Genomic DNA, 15,094 nt, shown 5'->3' on the forward strand with positions numbered 1-15,094 from the left:
AGCTGAAATATACATAGCAGCTTTTAATTTGCGTTTAGCGTCCGATGCCAGTGATGGCCCGCTGGCCATCGCCTGGAGTCCAGCGCGTGATTACTACTTTGCTCTCAGTGAAGAAGCGCACCGCGTCACGTCCCTGGGGATGCAGGTTGCCAAAGAAGGAACGTTTGGCGCCGCTAAATGGGAAATAAGCTACGGGAGCCGCAACCCCGACGTTGATGCCAATGTTACCCGTCTCAACGCGGTAGCGAAACTCACGGGCAGCAAAGCCACTCTGGGTGAAGATGGAAGCGGCATTGCCATATTCATTGGCATTGATCAGCCCGATGGCCTCTTCCAGACTTGCTACCGGCACCAGGCTGATCACCGGACCAAAGATCTCCTCTCGATAGACACTCATCTCTGGCCGCACACCATCCAGAACGGTGGGTCCCACAAAGTAACCTTGTGGATGGTCAGGGATATGAACCTGGCGACCATCCAGGGCGGCGATGGCCCCCTCTTCAATCCCCGCGTAATGGCGGCAAAGATGCGGTCGCGCGCGGCAGCCGAGACGACAGGACCAAGTTCTGTACCTTTTGCCAGTCCATCCCGATCTTCAGACGAGAGGCCGCTTCGACTACACGAGCGCGCACCGCCTCATGGGCACCGCCAACGGTTAAAATGAGCGAGTTCGCCAGGCAGCGCTGGCCAGCGGCCCCAAAGCAGGAGTTCATAATTGTGCCCAGATACATATCCAGGTCTGCATCTGGCATGACCACAATCGCGTTCTTGGCCCCTCCGGATGCCTGCACCCGTTTGCCATGCGCAGCCGCTTGAGCATAGACATATTGCGCTGTACGCGTTGAACCAACAAACGAGATGCCTTTGATACGCGGATGCTCCAGCAAGGCATTGACGGCCTCTTTGCCACCATTGACCATATTGATCACACCGGCCGGAAAACCGACCTGCTCGATCAACTCAAAGACGCGTTTCTGCACCATCGGGTCCTGTTCAGATGGCTTGAGAATAAAGGTGTTGCCACAGGCCACCGCATAAGGCCAGAACCAGAATGAGATCATAAATGGGAAGTTGAAGGGCGTAATACCCGCGAAAACACCTAGTGGTTGATAGATGACCTCTTCATCAATTCCCTGGGCCGCGCCATCCTCCAGACTATAGCCCATCATCAAAGATGGAATGCCACAGGCCGTCTCGACATTTTCGATGCCACGCTGGATCTCACCACGCGCATCATCCAGTGTCTTACCCATCTCGGTAGTAATCAAGCGGGCCAGTTCTTCGCGATTTTCATCTAGCAACTGGCGCAGTTTGAAGAAATAGCGTGCACGCTCCTGGGGTGGTGTAGCGCGCCAGTCTGGAAAAGCAGCGGCGGCGGCCTCGACAGCCTGATCGATATCCTTCCTGGTCCCTAAAGGAACCAGGGCCAGTACCTCATCGGTGGCCGGATTGTGGATCTCTTGTGTCTCACTGGCTTCGGAGGGAGTCCAGTGTCCACCAATATAGTTATGCAAAACCTGTGCCTGGGTTGGATGCGAAATAGTCATGACTGAAATACTCCTTGCAGCATTGTAAACAAGACATCAGTGGCAGGCTTCCAGAGCGTGGGCGAGGACCTGCAGGGCATGGGCTAATTGTTCTTGCGTGATCACCAGCGGCGGCTGTAAACGCAAGACATTACCAAACTGGCCACCGACACCGATCAATACGCCAGATTCTCGGCAAAGTGTGCGTACACGCGCAGCCTCAGCTGCCGCCGGCTCCTTTGTCTGCCGATCTTTTACCAGTTCGAGGCCTAGCATCAAACCCTGCCCGCGTACATCGCCAATCAATAGAAAACGTTCCTGCAACTCGCCTAAAGCTGGCAAGGCCCATTGACCCAGTTCAGCCGCGTGCTGAATGATGCCCTCATTTTGCAATACCTCAATATTCGCCAGTGCCGCCGCGCATGAGACAGGATTGCCACCAAAGGTGCTCAGGTGCTCGCCCGGCTGGAAACTATCAGCAATCGCAGCTGGCGCGATAAACGCTCCCAGCGGAAAACCATCTGCAATCCCTTTAGCCAGCGCCAATATATCCGGCTCAATGCCCTCATGATGCTCTATAGCAAACATCTTGCCGGTACGTCCAAAGCCGGTCTGTACCTCGTCCACCAGCAATAAGATACCAGCACGCTCCAAAATCTGTTTGACCCGTCCCAGGTAGCCCTGCGGCAAAGGGATCAAGCCACCTTCACCCATGACTGGTTCAACCACAAAGGCCGCGACATCTCCACTGGTCTGGGTGCGAATAACATCTTCAACTGCGTTGGCGCAGGCCAGACCACAGGTAGAGGGTTCTAGCTTGAAGGGACAGCGATAACAATATGGAGCCGGAGCAAAAGCGACACCTGACATATAGGGTCCGCCGCGCGTCTTACGCGCCATATTCCCCGTTACGGAGAGGGTAGCATAGGTGCGACCATGAAAGGCCATCTGCAAAGAGATAACCTCACGCTTGCCGGTGGCCACCTTCGCCATGCGCAGTGCCCCCTCAATCGCCTCGGCCCCTGAATTACAGAAAAAGGTCTTTTGCAGTGCTCCAGGCGTAATCTTTGCCAGGGTTTCAGCCAGATCAGCCGTTGTCGGCACATAATAAATATAGCTGGCGGCATGGATCAAACGATCAATCTGGGCCTTGGCAGCCTCAGCCACCTTTGGATGCACATGGCCAGCATTAACGACAGCGATACCCGCAAAACAATCTAGATAGCTATGTCCATCAGCCCCAAACACCTCGGCGCCAGCCGCATGTTCTACTACCACTGGCTCTATACTCTTGACAAAGCTTGTATTCACATAGCGCGCATATTTTTCAACCGTATCCATCATACACCTCTAGCGATAGCAACAATGTTTTGCACAACTACAGTATTCAATTAATGTACCCAGTGACAAAAACCTTTGTCAATGCAAAGCCCTGCATGAACATTTCTTAAAGGCACTTCTGTTCTCGTTACATAAAATATTCAGGCACATAGTCTACAGTATTGATATCGGTTAGACGACATGTTGGAGTAACACCAATTGGCTAACCATTGTCAGAATGGGAATTTCTATGTATAACTACAGTGACATGTACCATTTCGATATTCATGATGGAGAAGAAGTGCCATTATAATTAGAATGAATTTCGTCTGACTAAAGATGGGTCGCTTGTGTATACATATTTACCAGGTGGCTGGAGAAAAAAATGAAGACTCTCTCTACAGATCTTCCGTTAGGGATTACTAAAAAAGCAAAATTTGAAGGCTCACGTTTTGATCTGGTCTTTTCGCTATCGACCGCCTGGTTTCTGGCTGGAGCGTGCCTTGATGCCTGGGCACACAGCCACCTGGCTCGGCTTGAGACCTTCTTTACACCCTGGCATGCGGTCCTCTATTCGGGCTTTCTGGTAACAGCCCTGGTGCTGATTGTAACTATTTGTATCAATCGCAAACGTTGTGATTCGTGGTATGAAGCCATTCCTTCAGGCTACGAACTGACCGTACTGGCGGTGGCCGGCTTCGCCATCGGCGGCGTTGGCGACATGCTCTGGCATATCTTTTTTGGCATCGAGCGCAACATCGACGCAGAACTCAGCCCGACCCATATCTGGCTCATGATGTGTGGCTGTGTCTTTCTGGCCAGCCCCTATCGAGCCCTCTATCATCGCTATGGAGGCACCTTACATGGCCTGCAACGCCTGAACCTGGTCCTGTCGCAGATTCTGCTAATGGCGCTGCCAGCAATTATCTCTACGGGCTTCCATCCCCTGGCCAACTTCTGGCCTACGTATACGCCGACGGGAGACGGAACAGGGCAGATGCTGGCCGTGGTCAGTATTTTGTTCCAGGCTGTAGTTGTGACTGGCTTTGCGCTCTTTGCGGTGCAGCGCTGGCAGTTGTTCCCTGGCTTTTTTACACTCACCTGGGGCATAACAGCCATTACCATGGCCGTACTCGGTGATAGCGTTTTGAGTATCGTGATTGCCGCTCTGGGTGGCGTGCTGGCCGATACGGCTTATCATTTTCTGCAGCCAGACCCCGAAAAGCGCCTGACCAACTATCGCCTGTTCGCCCTGTTTGTTCCAATGTGCTTCTTCCTGGCCTACTTCCTGGTACTACAATTTGCTACCCCCAACGGAGTAATCTGGACAATACACTTATCAGCCGGCTCAATCGTTGTCAGCGGCTTACTCGGACTACTCCTCACCTACCTGATCAAACCACCCCCATCACAAAATAAAAATCAAGGTTCTCCGTCCTTCCGGGGAAGGACGGAGAGGGGACCCCGCTTTCACCCTAAAGGACATAGACCCAAAATTAATTTGTGATTTTACTCTTTGTGGAGAAAAAGCCTATTGTTATGGTAAGTTAGAAAAATGCGCCCTTGCGCATTTTTCTAACTTACCATAACCGGGCGCGCCAGCGCACGTACGCATGGAAGAAAACAAGAATATTCTTATGAAGGTGAAACCGGGCAATGACGATCATCGTCATTGCCCGGTTTCACCTTCATGGGTGAAGGTCACCCTGGTTTTTTTCATTAAGGAGATGGAGAGCATGGGTAACGTCAGCATCGATCACATTGGGGTCAACCTGCATGGCCTTGACGCCATCTGAGGTAAAAGCGGTGTCGGCCTGAGAACAGTCTTCAATCCTCATAGCAGAACTGGTCGCAGACGCAAAGGAGAGTTGTGGGTGAGTCGCATAGTCGTAACCACCATGGCTGGCGAGGATGATTTTAGCCTGCTCATAATATATACCGGCCCGCACAACCAGCAATGTCTTCGTCGCCTCGTAAGCACGCTCATAATAATGAATCTCGGTCTGCGAGATCCCGATAGACTCCAGGTCCGCCTCTAAAGCTTCAAAGCTTTCATGACGTCTACTGAGTATATGTAAAAGCTTCCAGTTGTCTGTTTTACGAGTGCACTGAATGTTTTTGCGCGCAATACCACATTGATGCAGTTGATGAACTGCATGTTCCGCATGAGCGTAATTGTCAAAAACAGCGATAAGGGGCTTCGATAGCATAGATATCACCATCCTCCTTCTTACGATCAACAGATACAGTTCTATCTCTGCGAAATACCGATAGCTTCTTTGTTGTCACGAGAAAACAGGAAAAAAAGAGACACAGCGTTTTGAAAATTGCCTTGAAGGCAATTTTCAAAACGCTGTACTCGCGCCTGCGGCACTCGTTTGAAGTTGCTGGTATACCAGGAACGTGGCTCTACCACATCTCCTCTATACATCAGCAACAACTAAGAAAAAAGCTACCGCATAGGCATTAATTAATAAGCTAAGAGGCTTGCTGTTTATCCATGATCCGCTTTAAAACGCCGATCAGAGCGATGGTGCCAAACCAGGCTCCGGTAATCAGCCATGTTCGTTTCTTAGCATGCCTGTCATTCATGGAGGGCCTCCTCCTTACGGAGATTGATGTTCCGCTATCGATGGTTCCACAAAACGATCCTGCATGAGATTATTATACGCCGACGAGGTCATGTCTTGATAATTAGGGATCACAGTTTCAGCCAATGGTTGAGGATAAGTCTCAGATTGTTGGACGGGCGAAGTCCGTTGCGCGGATGGATTGGCTGGACGATCTACGGTCTGACGTGCCAGTGTGTTCATTACCAGCATATTGCGCTCGGCCAGAACCTGGTGGGGTGCAAAAGCATAAAGCGGTCCCTGCATAGCTGCACGTTGTTGCTCAATCTGTGCGGGCAGATGGCCATAAGATGCGCAGGCTTGCTGAACCTGGTGGGATAGTTCTTCCGGTGATAGAGAAAAGAGGGCATCCAACATCTGGATCAAGTTGCTCTGACGAGTCAACATGACCTGTCGCCCATAAACCAGGCGTTGTATTTGTTCTGCCCGGGTCCCTGCTCTGTGAGCCTCCTGAATCTGCCGCGTAATATCTGCAATAGGCAACATGTCCAGCTTACGATAAAGGAAACTGACCACGGCGGCAACATCTTCGTCTTCCTGCCAGCGCTGCAACAAATTCAGGCAAAACAAGCCATCATATTCTTTCACGGTACGTGAGATACTCAGCAGGCTGGTTTTACATTCACTAACCCATAGTGCGTGCAAATAGCGCACGACATCAGCCACTGATAGGGAGTTGAAACGCTGCCTCCCCTGGATATGCTCAACAAAAAGAAAACACCGCTCAAACTCGGGCTGTAATTGGTCAAAAGCTGCCAGTTTCTGCACCACCAGATCTGGCAGATCGGTCCGGGCTGCCATAAACGTCCCCCTTTCTGGTATGCGCAAATATGAGATACGCTTAAAGCACGTGTGAAAGTGCTAAGAGGGAGACAGTTTAGCTTGACAGGAAAAAAGAAGGAAAAAGCAAACAAGCATAGCACTATAAGTGCACGCGCTCGTACCTTCAAGACAAAAAAATGTTTTTAGCGTGTGGTGTGGTAAATGTGCCATACACATTTACCACACCACACGCTAAAAACAGCTCAGGTTCGTCAGCACACGTGCGTAGGTTGGCACGCCAGGCTACTCATCTATGCTGATCTCACCTTCAGTGACCTGGCCCTGCAGATCGATCTTGAAGACGCGGGCATAGGGTAGATCGGGATGGTGACGGTGAGAAAAGATAATATAGAGATAGCCGTTATGCTTTGCATGCTCGATATCCCGTAGAGATGGATAGGCTTCAGTAATGGGATGTGAATGATAATAGATCAAATCGCCATCATATTTACTGATATCATCATAGATGCGCAACAGATCAGCTGAGCCAATAATAGAAAAATCATCGGGTCGCTCAGCGGCATTCGCGGTCGGATAGTGCTTGACCGCTCGCTCATCCACACCACCCAATGCACCACAGGTCTCATTAGGATATCCTGCACTGACATGCTCGACCATCTCTTGATAGATGGTCGCAGGAATATGCACCACAAAACTTGCTTCAGCTACCATAATATTTTTGCCTCTAACGTATCTTCGATCTGCTCTACCGGGCGCGTCCAGAGATCTTCACTCAGATACTTCCAACCACCATCGGCCAGCAAAACCACAATCTTACCGCGCTCCATGCTGCTCGCAACGCGCAAAGCCGCATGCAGAGACGCACCACAGGATGGACCAGCAAAGATGCCTTCTTGATCTTTCAATTGGCGTGTACGGCGAATAGAATCCCCACTAGAAACCAGGATCTTGCCATCCAGCAACGACTGATCCAGCACAGGTGGCACAAAACCATCCTGTAAGCTGCGCAGGCCCTGTACCCCCTCTCCCTGCTGGGGCTCGGCGGCCACAACCTTGATGGCAGGATTATATTCTTTCAAGCGACGCGCATTTCCAGTCAGCGTACCGCCGGTACCCAGGCCTGCCACAAAGACATCAATATCGGGAAGATCCTGGATAATCTCAACCGCCGTACCCTCATAATGGGCTCGTGGGTTGGCCGGATTACCATATTGATAGAGCATCACATAGCGATCATCTTCCTGTACCAGTTCTTTAGCCCTTCTAACCGCCCCATTACTGCCCTGACTTCCATCACAATAGATGATTTTTGCGCCATACAGCTCAAGCATCTGCCTACGTTCACTCGTCACATTATCAGGCATTACAGCCACAAACTGGTAGCCTTTAATGCGAGCGATCATTGCGAGCAATGCCCGTATTGCCGCTTGTCGGTTCCAACAAAATCGAGCCAGGATGTAGCTTGCCACTCTCCTCAGCCTCTTCAATCATCTTCTTCGCGACACGATCCTTCACACTGCCCGTAGGATTACTACCTTCAAGCTTGGCATAAATCTCCACCCCTGGACGCGGGCTGAAGCTCTTTAGTTCGACAAGCGGCGTATTTCCAATTGTCTCTAATAAGCTGCCATAGCGCATACGTCTTCTCTCCTAGCGCCCACCCGCCATAGCTGGCAAAAGGGTAATGGTATCATTCGCGCCCACAGCGGTCTCCAGACCCTGCAGATAACGAACATCCTGGTCATTGACATACACATTCACAAAACGGCTCAGATCTTGCTCGGGCTGGATCTGCTCTTTCAACGATGGATGGCTCTGATACAGGTTGGTCAGCACTTCACCCAGGGTGCTCCCCTGTGCGCTAACTTGTTTGGAACCGCCCGCATATGAGCGTAAAACTGGTGCTAAACGGATAGTTGCCATAATGCTCCCTCCAACAAAAATAATAATGAATTTCAAGTCTATTACCGCCATTGACGGCGAGAAGAATAAAGGGAAGAGTTGGGAGTACAGGCCTCTGTACTCCCAGGTAGAGGGCTCAACGCCCTCCACACACCTACAATTGCTATTGATTATGCAGGTATCGCACAAACATCTGCGTATGTAGGCAGATCTTCTGGATGCCCATGCTCACCGCAGGCTTCACATTTAGGATCGCGGAAGAGGCGCAACTCCATAAATTCACCAGACAACGCATCGTAGGTCAATAAACGGCCAACCAGAGGCTCGCCAATACCCAACAATACTTTAATGGCCTCAGTCGCCTGTAACAGGCCAATAATACCAGGCAGAACACCTAGTACACCAGCCTCGGCACAGCTAGGAGCCAGTGCTGGGGGTGGGGGCTCTGGATATAGACAGCGATAGCAAGGTCCATCATACGGCTTGAACACCGTAACCTGTCCCTCAAAGCGGAAAACGCTACCATGGACAACTGGCTTATTGAAGATAAGAGCCGCATCATTCAGCATATAACGCGTGGGGAAATTATCGGTACCGTCAATAATCAGATCATATTCAGAGACCAATTGCTTAACGTTGGTTTCATCCAGGCGCTCGATATAAGTGACAACCTTGACGTCGGGATTCAGCGCATTGATGGTTGTGCGAGCCGACTCGGCTTTATACTGGCCAATACGCTCTGTATTGTGAATAACCTGGCGTTGCAGGTTACTATCATCCACGACATCGGCATCAATAATGCCAATGGTGCCAACGCCGGCCGCAGCCAGGTAGAGAGCCGAAGGAGAACCCAGGCCACCGCACCGATAAAGAGGACTTTTGAATCGAGCAGTTTCAATTGACCCTGCTCGCCGACCTCAGGGACCAGCAAGTGACGGCTATAGCGCTTCGACTGGGCCTCGTTCAGTGTGCGTGGCTGTGTAAAGCCCAGACCACTGCCCTTCCACTGCCCAAAACCGCCGGCCATAGACACGACATCCGTGTAACCCATCTGCTGCAAGGTATTTCCTGCCATGAGTGAGCGAACACCGCCAGCACAATATAGGACAACCCGTTTCGATTTATCAGGGACCGTCTCTTCAATCTGTGATTCAAGATGTCCCCGAGGAACATGTACCGCACCGGGAATATATCCTCATTCCATTCGGTCTTTTCACGTACATCTACCAGTGTGAAATCTGCATCACCCTGCTTACGCTGATTCAATGCCTCATTCACCTGGGACGCAGACCATTCGGGTACATGTTGCCGTGCTTGCCGCAATATCTCGCGAAAAGCATCACCCATGTTACATCACCTCAATGTTGACTAAGTATATCAAATTAGTTTTAAGCTTGCTAACCAAAGAGTACCATGTATGATTTTTTCTTGTCAAGAAAGCTGAGCTAACTGATCACGCTTCCTGATAGCGTTGTTAGCCGCCTGCAGTGGCGAGAGAAGGTGCCACTGGTATTCGATGTCCCCTTCCAACCCCCCACACCTCTATCACTCCATACATATCCTCTTATGGTCAGACTTTTTTTAATTTTATGTATTCTCGTTTATACAAACATGGTGAGGTTGTCGATTATTCCCAAAAGCTGCATTTCTAGCAATATAAAACCAACCATGCCCACACCTCTACTGAGCACGGTTGGTTTTGCTAGATCAGCTCCATTCGGTAGCTGAGAGCTCTTGTGTCGTTTGCTGTAATACTTTGTCGTTCTCTATTTTCTGCAACGTCTTCTGGGCAGCTAAAGCGGTACCAATCTTGAAAGATGGTTGTTGCATCTCCTGCACCAGAGGTGCCAGATAAGGCTTCAATTTTCGATAGCGCATGTAGAGCTGATGCAATACATACGAGCCCGTCTCGGCCAACCAGGGTGAGGTATCTTTGGACAGCAATACCTGCAGCGTGGGTACGACAATTAATTTACCAAATTGAATAAGTTCTTTCGCGGCCATCCAGGCCACGCCATGATCGGGATCATTCAAGCTCTGGGCCAGGGTCGGGATGGCTCGTGCGTCGTTGATTTCTCCCAGAGCACGCACACAATGCCAGCGTGTCCAGGCTGAAAGGCTACTGCTCTCAGCAATTAAAGCCGGTACGGCCGGAACCCCAATCTGCACCAGGGCATGAAAGATCTGGGCCCCCAGCAGTTCGTCAGCGCTATGCAATGCACTCAGTAGGGCAGGCACAGCCTCAACCGCTCTTAAGCGTCCCAGAGCTCTCGCGGCCTGTAAGCGTACTCCTGGTGAGGGATCTTTTAATGCGTTCATCAAGATCGGAACATCATTGCGATTTCCGATCTGGCCGAGCAGATAAGCTGCATTCTCACGCATGTGCGGGTCAGGAGAATGCATACCAGCCATCAAGACCCGGTGTGCACGTTCGCTATCCATGCCAGCGCCCGGCATAAAAAGGGTGCGCAAACGCGTACGAGCATAAGGAGAGCGCAGCGGTAACGGGACCACAAATGGCTTACCAGCCCAGGTACCCAGAGCAATAAACTCTAAAAGATTACGAGCCAGGCGATCATCATCTAATGAGGAAACGGCAACCACCGCGCGTGAATCATTTTTAAGGATCCAGATCATCAAGCGCCAGGCTGCGCCACGGTGGCCCTCGGCAGCCTGCTCAGCTAACACCTGCGGGGGCGTCTCTCCCATAGGTGGCGTGATATCAGAAGCCGGTGGCATCGAAGCCGAGGCGGGTTGCTGCTCTATATCATGGTAGTTTTGAGAATAAGGATCTGAATGGGGCGTCATCGTAATTTCTCCTAATAAAAAGGATTTGAACAACGCACCGTCAGAGAGGAAGATTAAAAAAAGAGACTACACTAAAGTATATCATATCTCTTGCCCGTGCAGGCTTCGGCCCACACGAGCAAGAGATATATTTATGGTTAGAGGATGTGGGCAGGCATCAAACTAGCCAACAACACTGCCCAGGGTCAGACCATTGCGCCAGTAGCGCTGTAACAATAGGAAGCCAATAATCAGCGGCAAAATCGAGAGTAGCGAGCCCGTGACCAGGATGCTATAGACGTACTGCTGCACTCCGCCGCTGGTATAGGACGAATTCCACAGTTGCAACCCAACGGTTACCGGGAACAGATTGGAGTTGCTGATCATGACATACTGCAGGAAGTAGTTGGTCCAGACGGCCACGAATTGGAAGAGAAAAACAGTGACCAGTGCGGGTGACATGATGCGCATAGCTATTGACCAGTAGGTCCTGAACTCACTGGAACCATCCACGCGCGCCGCATCAAGCAGTGCATCGGGTACCGAACCATCAGCATAGATACGCGATAGATAGACACCAAAGGGGCTGACGATACTGGGCAAGATGATGGCAAGGTAGGTATCAGTCAGGTGAAAGCCGCTCATCAAAAGATAAAGTGGCAAGACCAGCGCCGGTGCCGGCACCAGAATCGAACCCAGGATGATCGAGAAGATGGCATTGCGACCCTTAAAAGTGAATTTCGCCAGCGCATAGCCAGCCATCGATGAGAACAACGTTCCAATCCCCGCGCTGACAATGGCATAGAAGAATGAGTTCCCAAGCCAGAGCAGATATGAACCATTATTATAGGCGAACACATGCTGTATATTGGTCCACAGATTGAAATTGGGGCAAGCCAGAGGCCAAAGGTGCTAAAAAGATCCCCGGAACTCTTGGTGGCTGAGATTAACAACCAGTATAACGGCAAGAGAAAGTAAACTGAGAGCACAAACAGGATGGCCATGGCCAGCACACTGCCGGGACGCACTCGCCGGCGTGAATGGGCGTGCTTCACCTTCAATGTAGCAGCTGGCCCCTGTGATTTTGTAGTTGTTGTTACCATGATTACTTACACTCCTGACTGCCGCTGGGTCAGACGCAAGAACCCAAAGGAAAAGATAAATGTAACCACAGCCAGTACCACTGATAGTGCCGCGGTATAGTTATAATTATTGTTGCTAAAAGCCATAAAGTAGGCATAGAGGTTTGGCGTAAAAGAGCTGGTGATGCTATTAGACACCTGCGATAACACCTGAGGCTCGGTAAAGAGCTGCAATGTGCCGATCACTGAGAGTACACAGGTCAGGATCAGCGCGGGTGCAACCATAGGTATTTTAATGCGCCAGGCAATGCCAATAGCCGAACAGCCATCCAGGCCAGCCGCCTCATATAGTTGCGTCGGGATCGCTTGCAGGGAGGCATAAATAATCAGCATATTGTAGCCGGTATAGGTCCAGGTAACGATATTAGCCATTGACCAGAGAATAGTATTCCCATTCAAGAAATTGATATTAATACCCAGCGCATGTAATCCTTGCACCAGGGGGCTCAATTGAGGATCATACAGAAATCCCCATAGGAGCGCACCAATTACTCCAGGAACACCATACGGAATAAAGAATGCGACCCGGAAAAAGGATTTAAAGCGTACTGTCGCCGCATCCAACAACAATGCCAGTAAAAGAGCCAGCCCCAACATCACTGGTACCTGAACGATACCAAACAACAGCATGCGACCAATACCTTCAAAGAAATTGCGATCAGTCAATACCTGCTGATAGTTACTCAGGCCCGCGAAAACTACTGTAGGAGCTCCCAGGCCCAACCCACTACGCTGAGTGCGAAACAAACTCTGATATACTGCATAGAAAATTGGCACCACAAAAAACAGCACAAACATCACACAAAAAGGCGTCAAGAACAGATAGGGAGTCAGCGTTTTACGCTGGAAACGCGTCCGCGACTGCACACGTCGCGGCTTAGAGATTCCCTCAGTCCTGGAGGTCGCAACTGCCATAAACATACATCCTCTCTGATCCCTATCCCCTGGCAATAAGAACAATGGCAACCAATCTTTTTTACAATAGAAATAGATCGGGCAAAAGGCGATGAATACTTTGCTTAGAGCAGATAAAGCGTGTATCGCATAACCAGTTCTAATCGTAGGGGAACCCCAATAGCCGACTGCGGCAATCACCATCATCGGCCATTGGGGAGTGGGAGCTTGCTCTAATGTCTACCTACTTTGATACTTTAAAGCCCTGTTTCTGCATACCCTGAACTATAGAGGATTGAATGTTATCCAGTGCAGAGCTCAATGTGCCTTTACCATTGACGGCATCACTGAAGCTATCAGACATCGCCGTGAACACGTCGTTCATGGTTGGTCCCCACTGGAACTGATCATCCACCTGACTGGCAGCAGATCTAAAGACCTGATTGATATCCTGACCGCTATAGAATTTTTTGACATCATCAGCGGTAGCAATGTTGAGAGCAGAGGTCAAAGCAGGGTAAATCTGGGCAGATTTGACCATGTCATTGACGCTATCAGAGTTGGAGTTGAGCCACATGGCAAACTCAGCAGCCTCTTTTGGATGCTGGGTATTGCTGAAGACTACAGTGGTCGAGCCACCCCAGTTACCGGCAACATTACCGCCAGCATTCCACTGAGGCATTGGAGCGACACGCCAGTCGCCAGCGGTCTTAGGAGCATTCGAGAGAATAGTGTTGGCACCCCAGACAGCAGAAACCCAGGTCGCCACCTGACCGGTGTTCAAATCGTTATACCAGGCCTGGGCGAAGTCAGGATCGTTTTTGACCAGTTTCTTGTCTTGTAGACCCTGCCAGTAGTCAGCAACTTTCTTGGAGGTTGCATCATTGATACCCACTTTCCAGGAGTCGCCATTGATATTGAACCAGCGACCACCAGCCTGCCAGATCATACCAATAAACCAGCCCTGTGATTTCGGTGGGAAGGATGTGATGTAAGCATTAGGATCAGCGGCATGCAACTTTTCAGCCGCCTGAGCATATTCATCCCAGGTTGTGGGGACAGGGATGTTGTATTTCTGGAACAGGTCAGCGCGATAGAACATCGCCATTGGACCGGTATCCTGAGGAATAGCATAAATAGCGCTACCCTGCTTTACCTGATTCCAGGTCCAGGGTAAGAATTTATTCTGGAGTGAACCAGCCCCATACTGGGAAAGATCAAGCAAACCACCGGTAGCCTCGAAGGTTGGTAGAAACTGATATTCCACCTGGCCCAGATCAGGCGCATTCTTAGCTTTGATGGCTGTAAACATTTTTGCGTAGGTACCGTTATTACCGGCAGGGACCGACTCCCATTTGACTTGAATATTCGGATGACTTTTGTTGAAGCGATCAACCGCATTTTGCATACCAGGGACCCAGGATTGGAAAGTCAGAGTGACAGGTCCATTACTGGTATCGCTCCCAGTGCTAGAAGAACCACCACAAGCGGCTAAAGCTGGCAGCAGTAGAAACGCCGCCAGGAACAAACACGCGAGGTTTGTAATACGCGGGCGACGAAGATGGAAACGAGACTGCATAAATGATTACTCTCCTTTGAGCTACTACCGGCAGGTAATTGGCACTTACCTCTCGATAGTACGCCAACAGCGATAGGCTTTTCAGTGTCTATAGACAAAAGAACCTATCTACAAAAAAACGCAGAATGCTCTCTGCTTACCCTCTAGAAAAGCATCTAGCTGGCAAGCTACGTATAGAGAGGACAGAGTTTCCTACCCTGCGGCAAAGAAATCCATATCTAGTGATAATGCAGCATCGTACTTCACATGTTAGAAATGAGATAGCCACAGGGTACCTTTTTGATGGTAAATCAGATACACACAAATGATCTAGATACTATTTCCACACAGAAAACATATATCATTTGTGTTATTTTATATATGCTAAGATTAGCATCAACCTCGATAGCTGTCAATATTGACAGCATATCAAAGCATAGTAAAAAACGATTTTATTCTACAATTAAATAATTTATTACATTTATATTCATATCACGACGAAAAAACCCATCAAATAGGTGCCAAGTCAACTATTTGATGGTATGAACTGGA

The 15,094-nt window shown here is 50.0% G+C and carries 13 protein-coding genes and 2 pseudogenes; 1 reads left to right on the forward strand and 14 read right to left on the reverse strand.

The genetic code is table 11. The features are described 5' to 3' along the window. Positions 1 to 34: 34 nt before the first annotated feature. Genes EL645_RS43855 through EL645_RS03155 form a run of 3 tightly spaced genes read right to left on the reverse strand, consistent with a single transcriptional unit; the run spans position 35 to position 2,870 of the window. Positions 35 to 505 (reverse strand): aldehyde dehydrogenase family protein, encoded by a 471-nt coding sequence (locus EL645_RS43855; RefSeq protein ID WP_218032037.1) that lies wholly within the window; start codon positions 503 to 505, stop codon positions 35 to 37. Further along, the gene (locus tag EL645_RS03150) at positions 501 to 1,547 is read right to left on the reverse strand and encodes an aldehyde dehydrogenase family protein (RefSeq protein ID WP_218031699.1); all 1,047 of its coding nucleotides are present in this window, start codon (positions 1,545 to 1,547) and stop codon (positions 501 to 503) included. Before EL645_RS03150 ends, EL645_RS43855 begins: the two co-directional genes overlap by 5 nt. Positions 1,548 to 1,583: 36 nt before the next feature. Then, complete coding sequence (locus EL645_RS03155; RefSeq protein ID WP_218031700.1) at positions 1,584 to 2,870, reverse strand: aspartate aminotransferase family protein; 1,287 nt, start codon at positions 2,868 to 2,870, stop codon at positions 1,584 to 1,586. Between the two features lie 361 nt (positions 2,871 to 3,231). On the opposite strand from EL645_RS03155, the gene EL645_RS03160 reads away from it, so the two are divergent. Continuing rightward, complete coding sequence (locus EL645_RS03160; protein WP_126548685.1) at positions 3,232 to 4,353, forward strand: hypothetical protein; 1,122 nt, start codon at positions 3,232 to 3,234, stop codon at positions 4,351 to 4,353. A gap of 181 nt (positions 4,354 to 4,534) precedes the next feature. On the opposite strand, the gene EL645_RS03165 is transcribed toward EL645_RS03160, so the two are convergent. From EL645_RS03165 to EL645_RS03210, 11 genes and pseudogenes are all read right to left on the reverse strand, one after another. Continuing rightward, complete coding sequence (locus EL645_RS03165) at positions 4,535 to 5,056, reverse strand: hypothetical protein (RefSeq protein ID WP_126548686.1); 522 nt, start codon at positions 5,054 to 5,056, stop codon at positions 4,535 to 4,537. Positions 5,057 to 5,452: 396 nt separating this feature from the next. Beyond that, on the reverse strand, positions 5,453 to 6,277 hold the full coding sequence (locus EL645_RS03170) for a hypothetical protein (protein WP_126548687.1): 825 nt from the start codon (positions 6,275 to 6,277) through the stop codon (positions 5,453 to 5,455). A 264-nt stretch (positions 6,278 to 6,541) separates the two neighbouring features. After that, positions 6,542 to 6,970 (reverse strand): M67 family metallopeptidase, encoded by a 429-nt coding sequence (locus EL645_RS03175; protein WP_126548688.1) that lies wholly within the window; start codon positions 6,968 to 6,970, stop codon positions 6,542 to 6,544. Further along, a pseudogene (locus tag EL645_RS03180) lies at positions 6,964 to 7,897 on the reverse strand (PLP-dependent cysteine synthase family protein). The gene EL645_RS03175 and the pseudogene EL645_RS03180 overlap by 7 nt, the downstream one beginning before the upstream one ends. Before the next feature lie 12 nt (positions 7,898 to 7,909). Beyond that, positions 7,910 to 8,182 carry a MoaD/ThiS family protein gene (locus EL645_RS03185; RefSeq protein ID WP_126548689.1) on the reverse strand — a complete coding sequence of 91 codons (273 nt, stop codon included), beginning with the start codon at positions 8,180 to 8,182 and terminating at the stop codon, positions 7,910 to 7,912. Between the two features lie 149 nt (positions 8,183 to 8,331). Then, entirely contained in the window at positions 8,332 to 9,060 is a 729-nt protein-coding gene (gene moeB, locus EL645_RS40590) for a molybdopterin-synthase adenylyltransferase MoeB (protein WP_218032038.1), read from the reverse strand. Between the two features lie 158 nt (positions 9,061 to 9,218). Then, positions 9,219 to 9,350: pseudogene (locus EL645_RS42315) on the reverse strand (rhodanese-like domain-containing protein); the annotation flags it as partial. Positions 9,351 to 9,868: 518 nt separating this feature from the next. Further along, complete coding sequence (locus tag EL645_RS03195) at positions 9,869 to 10,969, reverse strand: HEAT repeat domain-containing protein (protein ID WP_126548690.1); 1,101 nt, start codon at positions 10,967 to 10,969, stop codon at positions 9,869 to 9,871. A gap of 162 nt (positions 10,970 to 11,131) precedes the next feature. After that, a complete protein-coding gene (locus EL645_RS03200; protein WP_218031701.1) occupies positions 11,132 to 11,806 on the reverse strand; it encodes a carbohydrate ABC transporter permease in 675 nt (224 codons plus the stop codon). A 251-nt stretch (positions 11,807 to 12,057) separates the two neighbouring features. Beyond that, the gene (locus EL645_RS03205; RefSeq protein ID WP_174845289.1) at positions 12,058 to 13,005 is read right to left on the reverse strand and encodes a carbohydrate ABC transporter permease; all 948 of its coding nucleotides are present in this window, start codon (positions 13,003 to 13,005) and stop codon (positions 12,058 to 12,060) included. A 223-nt stretch (positions 13,006 to 13,228) separates the two neighbouring features. Then, entirely contained in the window at positions 13,229 to 14,563 is a 1,335-nt protein-coding gene (locus EL645_RS03210) for an ABC transporter substrate-binding protein (RefSeq protein WP_126548692.1), read from the reverse strand. Positions 14,564 to 15,094: the final 531 nt, after the last annotated feature.

Origin of the sequence: Dictyobacter kobayashii (assembly GCF_003967555.1) — a bacterium.
In the GTDB taxonomy this organism is placed as follows: Bacteria; Chloroflexota; Ktedonobacteria; order Ktedonobacterales; family Ktedonobacteraceae; genus Dictyobacter; species Dictyobacter kobayashii.

Excerpts from the sequence above, each read along its gene's own strand:
- EL645_RS03185 (WP_126548689.1), bottom strand. The coding sequence starts at position 8,182 with ATGGCAACTATCCGTTTAGCACCAGTTTTACGCTCATATGCGGGCGGT.
- EL645_RS03160 (WP_126548685.1), top strand. The coding sequence starts at position 3,232 with ATGAAGACTCTCTCTACAGATCTTCCGTTAGGGATTACTAAAAAAGCA.
- EL645_RS03170 (WP_126548687.1), bottom strand. The coding sequence starts at position 6,277 with ATGGCAGCCCGGACCGATCTGCCAGATCTGGTGGTGCAGAAACTGGCA.
- EL645_RS03205 (WP_174845289.1), bottom strand. The coding sequence starts at position 13,005 with ATGGCAGTTGCGACCTCCAGGACTGAGGGAATCTCTAAGCCGCGACGT.
- EL645_RS03150 (WP_218031699.1), bottom strand. The coding sequence starts at position 1,547 with ATGACTATTTCGCATCCAACCCAGGCACAGGTTTTGCATAACTATATT.
- EL645_RS03175 (WP_126548688.1), bottom strand. The coding sequence starts at position 6,970 with ATGGTAGCTGAAGCAAGTTTTGTGGTGCATATTCCTGCGACCATCTAT.
- EL645_RS03155 (WP_218031700.1), bottom strand. The coding sequence starts at position 2,870 with ATGATGGATACGGTTGAAAAATATGCGCGCTATGTGAATACAAGCTTT.
- EL645_RS03210 (WP_126548692.1), bottom strand. The coding sequence starts at position 14,563 with ATGCAGTCTCGTTTCCATCTTCGTCGCCCGCGTATTACAAACCTCGCG.
- EL645_RS03165 (WP_126548686.1), bottom strand. The coding sequence starts at position 5,056 with ATGCTATCGAAGCCCCTTATCGCTGTTTTTGACAATTACGCTCATGCG.
- EL645_RS03195 (WP_126548690.1), bottom strand. The coding sequence starts at position 10,969 with ATGACGCCCCATTCAGATCCTTATTCTCAAAACTACCATGATATAGAG.